This is a genomic window from Actinoplanes sp. NPDC023801, from assembly GCF_040639655.1.
Classification (GTDB): domain Bacteria; phylum Actinomycetota; class Actinomycetes; order Mycobacteriales; family Micromonosporaceae; genus Actinoplanes.
On the sequence record NZ_JBFAAI010000008.1, the window covers coordinates 71,308 to 85,292 of the forward strand.

Consider the following 13,985-nt stretch of genomic DNA (forward strand, 5'->3'; position numbering starts at 1 on the left):
CATGGTGCACGGTCTTCAGCGTCCCCGTATCCGCCGGAACGCCCGGGACAACACCGAGCCGGTCCCGGCGTCCCGGTCGGACGTGGGTGGGCGCGGAATCCGCTCCGGATCACGGGGCGGCATCGCGACCCGCAACTCCGGCCGGACCCGTGCGTCCAGGGCCGCCACCACGGCATGCCCGTCCGGATAGAGGGCCGGCTCGACCCGTACCTGCACCGCGTCGTGCCCGATGAAGATCCGGCCGCCATCCGGCCAGGCCAGTACGGCCGAACACTTGTCGAAGAGCACGGTGGCCACCGAATCCATCCGGGTCACGCTGAGCCCCCGCTCGCCGGCGGTGAGGCGGGGCGCCGAGTCGCCGATCGACGGGTAGACGATGCCGTCCACCAGGATCTCGGACTCCGACGGAGCCTCGGTGAATCCGGCCCAGCCGGCCTCGTTGTCCCCCGGGGTCATCAGGAGGCCGTCGGCGCAGGCCTCGGCGGCGACCGCGGCGACGTCGTCGCGGGTCACCGCGCCGAGCTCGGCCAGCGCCTCCTCGAGATCCTGCAGCGGGCGACCGGCGAGCAGGTTGAACGCCTGACCCGGCAGCCGGCCGCCGGCCGCGTCGGCGTGCGTCATCTCGTCCCGGCGCTGGTTGACGACCGTGGTCACCTCGGCCTGCTCGATCATGCCGAGCCGGGCGGCGGCCAGCACGTCGACGAACCCGCCGAGCACGGCGTCCTGTTTCTCCGGCAGCGCGTCGGCGACCGCCATGAGCACGGCCCGGCCGTCAGCTCGCGGCGTGTAGTCGGTCAGCACGTTGTAGGAGAGGCCGCCCTCCTGACGCAGCGAGCGGAACATCATCCGCCGCAGCACGTCGGCGAAGACCGCGGAGGCGGCGCCGCGCCTCACCACGGCGTCCCAGGCGACGACGTTCGAGTCACCGGTGAAGTACGCCGGGCGTACCGGAAGAGTGGAAGAAGGAGCCGGGAGCACCTGACGCGTGCCGTCCGGCAGATCGAGCCGGAGGCCGGCGGGCACGCCGGGCCCGGCGATCCAGAGCACCGCGTTGTCCCGGTTGAAATACCGGGCCACCCAGGCACGCAGGTCGTCGGGGGTGAGACCGTGCAGCCCCCACTCGGGGTATCCGGGCATGCCGTAGTCGCGGGCCCCGTGCCGCCACAGGGCCAGCCGCTCGGCCGGTGACTCGCCCCGGCTGTTCTGCTCGGTCCGCAGGATCTCCTTCTCGACCTCGAGCCGGTTCATCGGCAGGTCGCGCAGCCCGGCACAGACCCCGTTGAGGAAGGCGACGATGTCCGCCTCGACGCCCTGCATGTGGAAGAAGGTGTGCTCGACGCCGGTGGCACCGTTGTAGTGGTAGTCGGCCACCCCGAACGAGTGCAGCGCGAGATGCTCGATGAGGTGCGTGATCCCGCGCCGGGCCAGCGGCTCGTCGGCGAATCCGACCCGGAACGCCAGGCCGGCATGCATCTGTCCGGTGGTCGGCGCGATCAGCGCGGGAATGCCGTCGACCTCCAGCTGAGTGATCATGACGCTCCCTCGTACGCCCATGCGCGGGCCTCCCGGACCTGGGCCTGCACGTCGGCGCCGACCCGGTTCCACGGGTACTCGGCGGCCAGGTCGCCGAGCGCGGTGAACGTGGTCGCGGCGGATCGCCGGTCGTCGAGCATCGTGAAGATCATGGCGAACGCGTTGAGCGCCTGAAGCCAGCCGTAGCCGCGCCGGAACTCCGGATGCCAGACCGACCGGTGTGCCGCCTCGTAGATCTCGGCCCGGATCGCATCGTTCGCCAGATAGCGGAGGACGTCGGTCTCGTCGTCACCGAACATGTGCTCGAGGTGCGCGTAGACGATCAGCACCGCGTGCGGTGATCCGGGCGGCGCGGCGGCCGCGGCGTCCCGGGCGAAACCGTGCACCAGCTCCCAGGTGCCGCTCCACTTCGGGCAGGCGCTCTGCAGGAACTGGAACTGTGCGGGCAGGTGGTCCGGATGGGCTGCCAGGGCCCGGTCGAGCCGGCGGCGGGTCTCGGCCAGGCCGAGCTGCAGACCACGCGCGGTGAGCAGCCGGGCGGTCCAGATCGCCGGGTCCTTCGGGTGCCGGGCGGCGCCGTCGATCAGGAGCAGTTCGGCCTTGCGCAGCCACTCGTGGAACTGCCGGAACTGTCCCCGGCTCACGTGCTCGGCGGTGTAACCGGTGCGAATCTGCCAGCCGACCTTGATCAGGTGGTGTCCGAGCAGCGCGGTCGCGGCCGGGTCGGCCGGATCAGCGGCCAGCACCCCTCGCAGGAACCCCTCGATGTCCTTCTCGTCGCCGCAGTCGAGGAGTGCTCCGCTGCGGGCCGAGGGCTCCAGCTGGTCGATCAGTGCCCGGCAGGCGGGCCAGTCAGCACGCCGCAGAGCTGTTCTCAGTCCGGCGATCTCCGGGTACGCGGCGGCCCGGTCGAGCACCACGTCGGTGGATCCGATCATGGCGCGCACTATAGATGGCCGTCACCCGTGGCGCGGGCCCCTTTCCCAGCGTCCCGGCAGAGCGGCACAGCAGAGATTCCCGTCATCTCATCGGGCGAAGCGTTCCCGGAACCGGGTGACGGCGAGACGTCCGAAGAATCCGCCGAAGAGCAGGGCCGACGCGACCACGAGCGCGTTCTCGGCGGTGCTGGAGCCGGGGCCCCCGCCCCCGGTGAGCAGCTGCCCGAGCAGCCAGACACCGCCGCCGGCGAAGAACGCGGCGAGCACCCCGAACACAACCGCCGCGACCAGCGGCCACCAGCCGCCGGTACTCCCGCGTGCGGGTTCCGGCCGCGGGATGCGGTCACGGTCGCGGGGCGGCATCTCGATCCGCAGTCGTTGCGGCACCCGGGCGTCGGCCTCGCGAACCACCCGGTCGGCGCCCCGGAACAGGGTCGGTTCGATCCGGGCCACCACAGCGTCGTCGCCGATCAGGTGCCGGGCGCCGTCCGGCCAGGCCAGCAGTGCGGCGCACGAGTCCCAGCGGACCGAGGCGACCACGTCGGGCCCCGCCACGCTGACACCGTCGTCGCCGCTGATGAGGCGCAGGCGCCGGTTCCCGCGGCCGTGGTGGGTGCGGCCCGGCAGCACGGCCGGCGACATCGCCGGTGCGGCGGTGTACCCGGCCCATCCGGCGGTGCCGCCGGGCGGGGTCATCAGCAGACCGGCGTCGTACGCCTCAGCCGCGACCACCACTACGTCGGTGACGGTGACCGCCCGCACCTCGGCCAGCGCCTCCTCGAGGGTCTGCACCTCGCGGCCGGCCAGCAGGTTGAACGCCTGGCCGGGAAGCCGTGCCCCGCGGGACTCGGACTCGCGCAGGCCCGCGCAGGTCAGCTTCACCACGGCGGCGACCTCGTCGGGGGCCACCCGACCGGCGCGCAGCCCGGCGAGCACATCGATCAGGCCGCCGAGCGCCGCGTCCGCCTTCTCCGGCAGCGCGTCGGCCGTCGCGACGATCCTCGCCGTACCGTCGGAGCGGATCGCGTACTCGGTGTGCACCCGGCGGGTGACGTCGCTCATCTCGTGGAGCATGCGGCGTTCCAGGACGTTCGCGAAGACCGCGGCGTGCGGCCCGCGGCGTACCACGGTGTCCCAGGCGACGACGTCGGCCGCCGCGCCGGCGAACCAGGCGGGCGTGACCGGCAACGTCGTGCCGACCGCCGGAGCGGACTGCCGTTCGCCGGTCGGCAGATCGAGGGCGAGGCCTTCGGGCACCTCCTCGCCGGCCAGCCAGAGCGCCGCGTTCTCCCTGGTGAAATAGCGGGCGATCCACTTCCGCAGCTCGTCGTCGCCGAGCCCCGGCAGACCCCATTCGGGATAGCTGGCGACGCCGGGCCCACGAGCGCCGTGCCGCCACATCGGCAGGGGATCCCGTTCCGTCCGGGCCGGGTCGCGTACCGCGGCCAGTCTGTCCATCGGCGGGTTCCGCAGTGCCTCACACACCCCGGCCAGGTACGCGACGATCTCGGCGGCCGAACCCCGCACGTGGAAGTAGGTGTGTTCCGGCCCGACCGAGCCGCCCCCGCCGTCCGTCACGAGCCTCGCGGCCAGCCGGGTGATGCCCCGGCGGGCCAGCGGCTCGTCCGCCGTGCCGACCCGGAACACCAGCCCGGCGTGGGCCGGGCCGCTCACCGGGGCGAGCACCGCCGGGATCCCGTCGACCTCCAGTCGCCTCACGTGCCGCCTCCGGTCCGCTTCCGATACTTGACGATCACCGAGGCCGGATCGCCGAGGTGGTCCCACGGGCGGTCGGATCCGAGATCGCCGAGCGCGGTGAACAGGGAGGCTGCCGCCGGGCGGTCGTCGAGCAGGGCGAAGGCCATGGCGAAGGTGCTCGTCACCCGTACCCACCCATGGGTCCGCCGGAAGGCGGGGTGCCGCACCGAACGATCGGCGGCCTCGTTCAACTCGGCACGGACCGGATCTGCGGTGAGGTAGCGGCGGCCCGCGGCGGCACTGCGCCGGTGTTCCTCCCGCCAGTGCCCGAGGTGCGCCTCGGCGACCAGGACCGGGTGGAACGAGCCGGGCGACGCGGCCGCCGCGGTCTCCCGGGCGAACGTGTGCGCCGGCTCCCAGTCGCCGCCCGGCTCAGGGCACAACTGCTGCAGGAACTGCCACTGCCCGGGCAGGTGGTGCGGGTCGATGCCGGCGAGCCGGTCATAGCGGCGACGCGCCTCGGACGGAGCGAGCCGCAGGTCGTGGGCGGTTCTCAGGCGAGCCGTCCAGATCGCCGGGTCGTACGGGCTGCGGGCGGCGGCGTCGACCAGCACCCGTTCGGCCGCCTCGAGCCCCTCCACGAATGCGGCCGGCCGATCCGGGCCGGCCCGCACCGGGCGGGCGGTGGGCCGGGTCCGCCAGGCCGCCCCGATCAGGTGCTGACCGAGCAGGGCGCCGGCCGCGCCGTCACCCGGGTCACCGGTGAGCACCCCGCGCAGGAACGTCTTCAGGCCCGGCTCGCTGAAGGCGATCATCGTCAGCTCGGTGCGTTCCACCGGCTCGGCGGCGTCCAGAACCTCCCGGCACCGCGGCCAGTCCCCGGCGTCCAGCGCTTCGCGCAATCCGGCGGTTTTCGGGTACGCCGCGGCCGGGTCCAGGACCGGTCGACGCGGGGGCATGGCGGGCAGCATAGATCTTCGCCGGCAACGTCCCGTCACGACGGTGGAGATGTGGCCTCTGATCAGGGTACGAGCGGGTCGTCGAGCAAATGTTCGAAAGCCAGTTCGGCGGCGCCGATCAGGGCCGCGTCTGGGCCCAGTTCCGGGGTGCGCAAGCGGACGTGCTCCCGGCAGGCGGGCAGCCCCACCGCGTTGAGCCGGCTGCGGATCTGGGCCGCGGCCCCGAGGTAGACGTCCCGCAGCGTGCCACCGAAGATCACGACTTCCGGGTTGAAGATGTTGACCAGGTTGCCGACACCGAACCCGACCCAGTCGCCGACCTGCCGCAACGCGTGCTGGGCGGAGCTGTCCCCGCGCATCGCGGCGTCGACCACGGCGAGAACCGCCTCCCCGCCGCTGCGGTCGGCCCGGCCGGCGAGACGCAGCAGCGCGTGCTCGCCGATCTCGGTCTCCCAGCAGCCGCGCGAACCGCAGCTGCACGGACGTCCGTACGGGTTGACGACCATGTGGCCGACCTCACCGCCGTAGCCGCCGTGCCCGTGCACGCGGCGCCCACCGGCCACGATGCCGGCGCCGACACCGACGTCGCCGTACAGGTAGATGACGTTGTCGGAGCCGACCGCGGCGCCCCGGGCGTGTTCGGCGAGGGCGCACACGTCGGCGTGGTTGCCGACACTGAGCGGACCGAACTCGTCGAGCTCGGAACGCAGCGACTCACCGATGGGCTCGTCCACCCAGCCGATCGTCGGGGAGAGCCGGATCAGGCCGTCCTCCCGGCGCACCATGCCGGCCACGGCGACAGCGCTGCCCACGCACCGGCCGTCGTCCGGAACCCCGGATCGCATGGTGCGGACGAAACGGGCCAGCGGACGGACCGCCTCGCCGGCGCTCATGCCGCGGGGACGTTCGGTCTCGTACTGCTCCAGGATGCGGCCGCCGAGCCCGACCCGGGCGGCCCGCAGGCGGTCCACCTCGATGCTGAGGGCGTAGGCGTACACGCGCCCCGACTCGGGCCGGACGACAAGTGACGGTCGTCCGGCCCGGCCGGTCTCGCGTGGTGCCGCCTCGCTGACGAGGCCGGCGCCGATCAGGTCGGCGGTGAGCGCGCCGATGGTGCTGCGGTTGAGGCCGAGCCGGGTGGTCAGCTCAGCCCGGGACGTCGCGCCGTGCATGTGGACGTAGCGCAACAGCGTCCCGAGGTTGTGCTTGCGTACCTCTTCCTGACTCGGGCCGGCCCGCATCAGCGTCCCGTCCCCCGCCCCATCGGCAGTCTCATCGCATTCCGGCTATCGGTTTCCGGTCGCCGCCGCGCGGCGACGGGCCAGGGCATCGACGCCGGCCGCGATCAGCAGGATCACACCGGTGAACATGTAACGGGTACCGGACGAGAAGTCCATCAGGAACATGCCGTTGTCGATGACCGCGATCACCGCGCCACCGATCACCGCGTGGATGATCTTGCCCTTGCCGCCGAAGAGGCTGGTGCCACCGATGACCGCGGCGCCGACCGCGTACAGCAGGGTGCTGCTGCCACCGGTGTTCGGGTCGACCGAGCCGGCGCGGCTGACCAGCATGACGCCGCCGACCGCGGCCATGAAGGAGCCGATCACGAAGACCGAGATGCGGATCCGGTCGACCGGGATGCCGGCCCGGCGGGAGGCCTCGGCGTTGCCGCCGACGGCGTAGACGTGCCGGCCGTACGAGGTGCGGCCCAGCACGAACGTCCAGAGCACCAGGAAGCCGCCGATCACCGGCGCGGCGATCGGGACGCCCTTGAGCGAGGCGATCACCGGGTTGATGGCCCGCTCCTGGGTCAGGATCGCGGTCGAGATCAGGATCAGTGCGGCGAGGCCGCCGATCCGGAGCAGGATGATGCCGATCGGCTCGTTGACCAGGTTGCGCTTGGCCCGGCCGCGGTAACGCATGAACTGGATCAGCGCGAAGATCACTACCGCCGTGATCGCCAGGATCCAGCTCCAGGTGACCGACAGGCTGTCCTTGTTGAGCGACTTGATGAAGCCGTCCGGGATCGAGATGTTCTTGCCCTCGCCCAGGATGTTCAGCAGAACACCCTGGAAGGCCAGGAAGGCGGCCAGCGTGACGACGAAGGACGGGATGCCGACCTTGGAGACCAGAAAGCCGAGCAGCAGGCCGATCACGACGCCGGAGCCGAGCGCGGCCGCGAGCGCGACCGGCTCGGAGTAGCCCTTCTCGGTAAGCAGGATCGCCATGACCGCGCCGCAGACGCCGGCGGCGAAACCGGCGGAGAGGTCGATCTCGCCCAGCAGCAGGACGAAGATCAGGCCCATCGCGATCATGGTGACGCCGGCGGCCTGGTTGAACAGGTTGGCGAAGTTGCCGGCGCTGAAGAACGTGTCACTCCGGGCCGAGCCGAAGATCAGGACGAGGATGACCAGGCCCAGAACGGCGGGCAGCGCGCCGAGGTCACCGCCGCGGATCCGGCCGATGTAATCCCGGATGTGGCTGGCGACGGTCGGCTTGACGACCTTGACGCCACCGGCGGTCTCGAGGGTCGTGGTGCTCACTTCTGGACTCCCGGCGTGATGTCGACGAAGTCGGTGGGCTTCTCCGGCGGGAGGCCCAGGTTGCCACTGCGACCGCCGGTGATCAGCTCGACGACCTGCGCGTGGGTGACGTCGCTCGCCTTGACCTGCGCGGCCATCCGGCCCAGGTACAGCGCGGCGATCCGGTCGGAGACCGCGAAGACGTCGTTCATGTTGTGCGAGATGAGCACCACGCCGAGCCCGTTGTCGGCCAGCCGGCGGACCAGCTCGAGCACCTGGGCGGTCTGTGCCACACCCAGCGCGGCGGTCGGCTCGTCGAGGATGACGACCCGGCTGTTCCAGAGCACGGCCTTGGCGATCGCCACGGTCTGCCGCTGGCCGCCGGAAAGGCTGGCGACGAGCTGTCGCAGCGACTTGACAGTCCGTACCGAGAGGCTGGCCAGGGTCTCGCCGGCCATCTGCTCCATGGTCGGCTCGTCCAGCACGATGCCGCGCTTCTTCTCGCGGCCGAGGAACATGTTCTGGACGATGTCCAGGTTGTCGCAGAGCGCGAGGTCCTGGTAGACGACCTCGATGCCGAGCTCGGAGGCGTCGCGCGGGCTGTGGATCGCGACCTGCTTGCCGTCGAAGGTCACCGTGCCCGCGTCGATCGTGTAGATGCCACTGATGCACTTGACCAGGGTCGACTTACCGGCACCGTTGTCACCGACCAGTGCGGTGACCTCTCCGGGGTAGACGTTGAGGCCGACATCGTGAAGCACCTGGACGGGACCGAAGCTCTTGTCGATCCCGCGCAGTTCCAGTAGGGGTGTCGCGGCCACGGATGTTTCTCCTTCGTTCGGTGACCGACCGTTTTCGGGCCGTTGAATCGACTCCGGCGCCGCCCACGAGGACGTGGGCGGCGCCGTCGCCGGATTCAGCGGTGTTGCTGAGGGGTCAGCTGATGCCCGCGTCGGTGCACGCCTTCTCGAAGGCGGCGGTGCAGAGCTCGGCCTTGGTGACGAAGCCGTCGTCGACGACGGTCTTGACGTTCGCCTTGGTGATCGCCTCCGGCTTGAGCAGCACGGACTGGACCGGCTGCTTCGACTCCGGGTCGGTCACGGTCTGGGTGGCCGTGGTCGGCTTCTCACCCTTGGCCAGCGCGATCGCCAGCTGGGCGGCCGCGTCGGCCTCCTTCTTGATCGCCTTGTAGACGGTCATGCACTGGTCACCGGCGAGGATGTTCTGCAGACCCTGAACGGTGGCGTCCTGGCCGGTGACCGGGACGGTGCCGTTGAGCTTGTTGGTCTTCAGTACCTCGATGGCCGCGTTGCCGAGGCCGTCGTTCGCCGCGAGCACACCGGTGATCTTCTTGTCCTTGGTGAGCTGCTGCTCGAAGATCGTGCCGCCCTTGGCGTTGTCCCAGTCCGGAACCGAGTCGTCCGGACCCTTGACGAACTCACCGGAGTCGAACTTCGGCTTGAGAACCGAGTCGTAGCCCTCCTTGAACAGGGTGGCGTTGTTGTCGGTCGGCGAGCCGTTGAGGTAGGAGATGACCGGCTTGGTCACCTTCTTCTCGGCGAGGCAGTCGATCAGGCCCTGGCCCTGCAGCTTGCCCACTTCGACGTTGTCGAAGGAGACGTAGTAGTTGGCGCCGCCGTTCAGGGTGAGACGGTCGTAGTCGATCGTCGCGATGCCGGCCTTCTTGGCGTTGTCCAGCACGTTCTTGCCGGTGCCGGAGTCCAGGTTGACGATCATCAGGACCTTGACCCCGCTCTGGATCATGCCGTCGGCGATGGTCTGGAACGAGGCCTTGTCGCCCTGCGCGTTCTTGATCTCCGCCTCGACACCGGCGGCCTTGAAGGCCTCGGTCAGGTACTTCAGGTCCGCGGTCTCCCAGCGGGCCGAGCTCTTGGTGTCGGGCAGGATCACACCGACCTTGCCGACCGAGGAGGTGCCCGAGCCGGTGCCGGTGCCCGAGCCGCCGTCGCTGTCGTTGCCACAGGCGGCCATGCTCCCGGTGGCCAGAAGGCCGGCCGCGGCAAGGGCGAACATTCCCTTACGCATCGCTTATGTCCTTTCGGGGGGTGATCCGGAGCCTTTTTCGGATTAATCAGGACAGCAGTGTCTGGGAGAACCGCTACTGCCCGTGGTGCCGATGGTTCAGGAACCGGTTTGTTGTGCCCGGCAACGTATTCCCATGGTGGCCGAGAACACAAGCGGCAACGATGGTCTATCTCGTAACGAGGGATAACAATCCGGCAACACGGCCGTGCCACCAGGGAACCGCTGGGCGGCACGGGATGGCCCGATGTCGTGCATGAGGTAACGCTAAGTAGTTCGAGCTCCGAAAGTGAGCGGAAACCCGAAGAACAGACTTTTATCCGCCTGTACTAGGATGCGGCCGCCCGGATCGGCGCGACGATCGCGCTGGTCAACCGGATCAGATCGGCCGGGGCAAGAGACACCTGCAGACCCCGCCGGCCCGCTGAGACGTACATCAGATCGAGGCCGGACGCCGTGTCGTCGATCACCGTGGGGAGTCGCTTGCGCTGCCCGAGCGGGCTGATCCCGCCGCGGACGTACCCGCTGCTGCGCTCGGCGGCGGCCCGGTCGGCAAGCGCGGCACGCTTACCCCCGGCAGCGGACGCGAGCGCCTTCAGATCGAGGTCACCGGTGACCGGGACGACACCCACCACGAGACCGCCGTCGACCTCGGCGACCAGCGTCTTGAACAGCTGCTCCGGCGCCACACCCAGCGCCTCGGCCACGAGGGCCCCGTAGTTGGGCGAGTCCGGGGAGACGTCGTACGGATGCAGGGTGTGCGCCACCCGCTCCGCGTTCAGCAAGACGGTGGCCGGCGTACCGGCCGCTTTCTTGGCCATGCGCGCAAACTACATCGCCGAGGTGGTCAGCAGCGCGACCGGTGCCCCCTCGACACGCGTCAGCACCAGTCCGGCCGTGTTCGGCCCGGACAGCCGCAGGTCCTTGCGCAGCTGATCGGGCACCAGCGCGGAGCCCCGCTTACGGATCTCCAGCACCCCGACACCACGCTCCCGCAGCAGTGCCCGCAGCCGCTTCAGCGAGAACGGGAGCATCTCGGTCACCCCCAGCCGCCGGGCGAACGGCGTGTCCACCGGGTCGTCGGTGTAGACGTAGGCGATCTGCGGATCGGCCAGCCGCCCTCCGACCGACTCGGCGAACTCGGCCACCAGATGGGAGCGCACCACCGCCGGATCGGGATCGTAGATCCAGGCCCCGACCGGCCCCACCTCAGCGGGTTTGTTGCCGGCCCCGGTTAAAACGGCCGCATCGGCGCGAGGACCGAGCAGGACGGCCCGGCGCGGTACCTCGGCCAGCGGGCCGCACCAGAAGGCGGCCTCGACCAGGTCGCCGCCCACACTCACCCACTCCCCCTCGGCGCCCCCCGGCAGCAGCCCGTGGTCGATGCCGGGTGCGAGTTTGAGCACCGTACGCGGAACCCGCCGGGGCAGGCCTGCGATGAAGTCCCACGGCGGCGAGTACGCCTTCGGGTCGAACACCCGGCCACGACCGGCCTGCCGGCGGGCCGGGTCGGCGAAGACCGCGTCGTACCGCTCCACGGGAACCGTCGTGGCGTCGGCGCACTCCACGGTGATCCGGCCGGCGAGACCGGCCGCCTCGGCGTTCGCGGCGGCGACCGCCGCCGTGGCGGGGTCGGCGTCCACGGCGTGGACCGAGATGCCGTGCCGGGCCGCGGCCAGCGCGTCCGAACCCAGCCCGCACCCCAGGTCGACGAGGGTCTCGACGCCGGCGGCGACGAGCCGGGCCGCCCGCCGGTCGGCCACGACCGCCCTGGTCGCCTGCTCCAGACCTGCCCGGGTGAAGAACATCCCGCCAGCGTCCTCGCCGAATTTCATCGCGGCGCGCCCGCGCAAACTAGCCTGGGTCAAGGCGGCCGCGGCGAGTTCCGCGCCGAAGCCCCGGGCCCGCAGGGCCGAGGCCGCGGCGAGAGGCTCACCGCCGGCCACCTCGGCCGCCACGGCCAGGGCTTTCAACCCCTCAGGGGTACGCAGAAGTCGCAGTAGCTCAGGTGTCACGTCAGGCATTCTCCCTGGCGTGACAGGTTGGCACTCTGGTTGACGGAGTGCTAGTTCCGGCATAGTCTCCGATTAGCACTCTCACCATGAGGGTGCCAGCCGCCCGGACCTGTCCGTGGCAGCTAGGCACCAGGCGGACCGGCACCCGCGACGACGGCCCCGCCCGGTGGCATGAGGCATTGACCGGCCTGGTTCATGGCCGGCGAAACCTGTACCCAGGAGGGTATGCCCGTGACTACCGCGACAAAGGTTGCGATCAAGCCGCTCGAGGACCGCATCGTGGTCCAGGCGAACGAGGCTGAGACGACCACCGCGTCCGGCATCGTGATCCCCGACACCGCCAAGGAGAAGCCCCAGGAGGGCACCGTCCTTGCCGTCGGCCCCGGCCGGATCGACGACAAGGGCAACCGCGTCCCGCTCGACGTCAATGTCGGCGACGTGGTCCTGTACTCGAAGTACGGCGGCACTGAGGTCAAGTACGCCGGCGAGGAGTACCTGGTGCTCTCCGCCCGCGACGTCCTCGCGGTCATCGAGAAGTGACCTACTGACAGTGCTGACCGCCTCGGTCCGGGTTCGCCCGGACCGGGGCGGTAGTGCGTGAAGGGACCATTCATGGCGAAGATCCTGAGTTTCTCCGACAACGCCCGGCACCTTCTGGAGCACGGCGTCAACACCCTCGCCGACACGGTCAAGGTCACCCTCGGCCCGCGCGGTCGCAACGTCGTCCTGGACAAGAAGTTCGGCGCTCCCACGATCACCAACGACGGTGTCACCATCGCCAAGGAGATCGAGCTCACCGACCCGTACGAGAACCTTGGCGCCCAGCTCGTCAAGGAGGTGGCGACCAAGACCAACGACGTCGCCGGTGACGGGACCACAACGGCGACCGTGCTCGCGCAGGCGCTGGTCCGCGAGGGCCTGCGCAACGTGACCGCCGGTGCCAACCCGATCGGCCTCAAGCGCGGCATGGACCAGGCGTCCGAGGCCGTCTCCAAGGCGCTGCTGGCCAAGGCCGTCGAGGTCGCCGACCACAAGGCGATCGCCAACGTGGCCACCATCTCGGCGCAGGACGCCACCATCGGCGAGCTGATCGCCGAGGCGATGGACCGGGTCGGCCGCGACGGCGTCATCACCGTCGAGGAGGGCTCGGCGCTGCAGACCGAGCTCGAGGTGACCGAGGGTCTCCAGTTCGACAAGGGCTTCATCTCGCCGAACTTCGTGACCGATGCGGAGTCGCAGGAGGCGGTGCTGGAGGACGCGCACATCCTCCTCACCACGCAGAAGATCTCCAGCATCGAGGAGCTGCTCCCGCTGCTGGAGAAGGTGCTGCAGACCAGCAAGCCGCTGCTGATCGTCGCGGAGGACGTCGAGGGCCAGGCCCTGTCCACCCTGGTGGTCAACTCGCTGCGCAAGACCATCAAGGTCGTCGCGGTGAAGGCGCCCGGCTTCGGTGACCGCCGCAAGGCGATCCTGCAGGACCTGGCGATCGCCACCGGCGGTGAGCTGATCGCGCCCGAGCTCGGCTACAAGCTCGACCAGGTCGGCATCGAGTCGCTGGGCAGCGCCCGGCGCATCGTCGTCGACAAGGAGAACACCACCATCGTCGACGGTGGCGGTAACTCCTCCGACGTCTCCGAACGGGTCTCGCAGATCCGCAAGGAGATCGAGGCGTCCGACTCCGACTGGGACCGCGAGAAGCTGCAGGAGCGGCTGGCGAAGCTCTCCGGCGGCGTCGCGGTGATCAAGGTCGGCGCGGCCACCGAGGTCGAGATGAAGGAGCGCAAGCACCGCATCGAGGACGCCATCGCGGCGACCAAGGCGGCCGTCGAGGAAGGCACCGTCCCCGGTGGCGGCGCGGCCCTCGCGCAGGTCGTCTCGGAGCTCGACGGCAACCTCGGCCTGACCGGCGAGGAGGCGCTCGGCGTCGGCATCGTCCGCAAGGCGCTCGTCGAGCCGCTGCGCTGGATCGCGCAGAACGCCGGCCACGACGGCTACGTCGTGGTGGGCAAGGTCGCCGAGCTGGGCTGGGGCCACGGCCTCAACGCCGCCACCGACGAGTACGTCGACCTGGCCGCGGCCGGCATCATCGACCCGGTGAAGGTGACCCGTAACGCGGTCTCCAACGCCGTCTCGATCGCCGGGCTCCTGCTGACCACCGAGAGCCTCGTGGTGGAGAAGCCGGCCGAGCCGGCCCCCGCCGCCGACGGTGGGCACGGCCACAGCCACGGGCACGGGCACGGCCACCAGCACGGTCCTGGCTTCTGACCCGGGACA

12 protein-coding genes are annotated in these 13,985 nt (G+C 70.5%); 2 read left to right on the forward strand and 10 right to left on the reverse strand.

Annotated elements, in window-relative coordinates:
* Positions 1–15: 15 nt before the first annotated feature.
* The 10 genes from AB0G04_RS16865 to AB0G04_RS16910 form a co-directional block, all read right to left on the reverse strand.
* Positions 16–1,533 (reverse strand): insulinase family protein, encoded by a 1,518-nt coding sequence (locus tag AB0G04_RS16865; protein ID WP_360982966.1) that lies wholly within the window; start codon positions 1,531–1,533, stop codon positions 16–18.
* Positions 1,530–2,471, reverse strand: a complete 942-nt coding sequence (locus AB0G04_RS16870) for a hypothetical protein (RefSeq protein WP_360982968.1) — start codon at positions 2,469–2,471, stop codon at positions 1,530–1,532. Before AB0G04_RS16870 ends, AB0G04_RS16865 begins: the two co-directional genes overlap by 4 nt.
* Before the next feature lie 87 nt (positions 2,472–2,558).
* Complete coding sequence (locus tag AB0G04_RS16875) at positions 2,559–4,190, reverse strand: insulinase family protein (RefSeq protein WP_360982970.1); 1,632 nt, start codon at positions 4,188–4,190, stop codon at positions 2,559–2,561.
* A complete protein-coding gene (locus AB0G04_RS16880; RefSeq protein WP_360982972.1) occupies positions 4,187–5,128 on the reverse strand; it encodes a hypothetical protein in 942 nt (313 codons plus the stop codon). Before AB0G04_RS16880 ends, AB0G04_RS16875 begins: the two co-directional genes overlap by 4 nt.
* Before the next feature lie 62 nt (positions 5,129–5,190).
* Positions 5,191–6,369 carry an ROK family transcriptional regulator gene (locus tag AB0G04_RS16885; RefSeq protein WP_360982974.1) on the reverse strand — a complete coding sequence of 393 codons (1,179 nt, stop codon included), beginning with the start codon at positions 6,367–6,369 and terminating at the stop codon, positions 5,191–5,193.
* Positions 6,370–6,414: 45 nt separating this feature from the next.
* Positions 6,415–7,674 carry an ABC transporter permease gene (locus AB0G04_RS16890; protein WP_360982976.1) on the reverse strand — a complete coding sequence of 420 codons (1,260 nt, stop codon included), beginning with the start codon at positions 7,672–7,674 and terminating at the stop codon, positions 6,415–6,417.
* A complete protein-coding gene (locus AB0G04_RS16895) occupies positions 7,671–8,474 on the reverse strand; it encodes an ATP-binding cassette domain-containing protein (protein ID WP_360982978.1) in 804 nt (267 codons plus the stop codon). The genes AB0G04_RS16890 and AB0G04_RS16895 overlap by 4 nt, the downstream gene beginning before the upstream one ends.
* Positions 8,475–8,589: 115 nt before the next feature.
* On the reverse strand, positions 8,590–9,699 hold the full coding sequence (locus tag AB0G04_RS16900; RefSeq protein WP_360982980.1) for a substrate-binding domain-containing protein: 1,110 nt from the start codon (positions 9,697–9,699) through the stop codon (positions 8,590–8,592).
* A gap of 326 nt (positions 9,700–10,025) precedes the next feature.
* On the reverse strand, positions 10,026–10,517 hold the full coding sequence (gene ybaK, locus AB0G04_RS16905) for a Cys-tRNA(Pro) deacylase (RefSeq protein ID WP_360982982.1): 492 nt from the start codon (positions 10,515–10,517) through the stop codon (positions 10,026–10,028).
* A gap of 9 nt (positions 10,518–10,526) precedes the next feature.
* Positions 10,527–11,720: a class I SAM-dependent methyltransferase gene (locus tag AB0G04_RS16910; protein WP_360982984.1), complete on the reverse strand. Its 1,194-nt coding sequence runs from the start codon at positions 11,718–11,720 to the stop codon at positions 10,527–10,529.
* Positions 11,721–11,936: 216 nt separating this feature from the next.
* On the opposite strand from AB0G04_RS16910, the gene groES reads away from it, so the two are divergent.
* Positions 11,937–12,251: a co-chaperone GroES gene (gene groES, locus AB0G04_RS16915; protein ID WP_092548647.1), complete on the forward strand. Its 315-nt coding sequence runs from the start codon at positions 11,937–11,939 to the stop codon at positions 12,249–12,251.
* A gap of 72 nt (positions 12,252–12,323) precedes the next feature.
* Entirely contained in the window at positions 12,324–13,976 is a 1,653-nt protein-coding gene (gene groL / locus AB0G04_RS16920) for a chaperonin GroEL (RefSeq protein ID WP_360982986.1), read from the forward strand.
* Positions 13,977–13,985 lie beyond the last annotated feature (9 nt).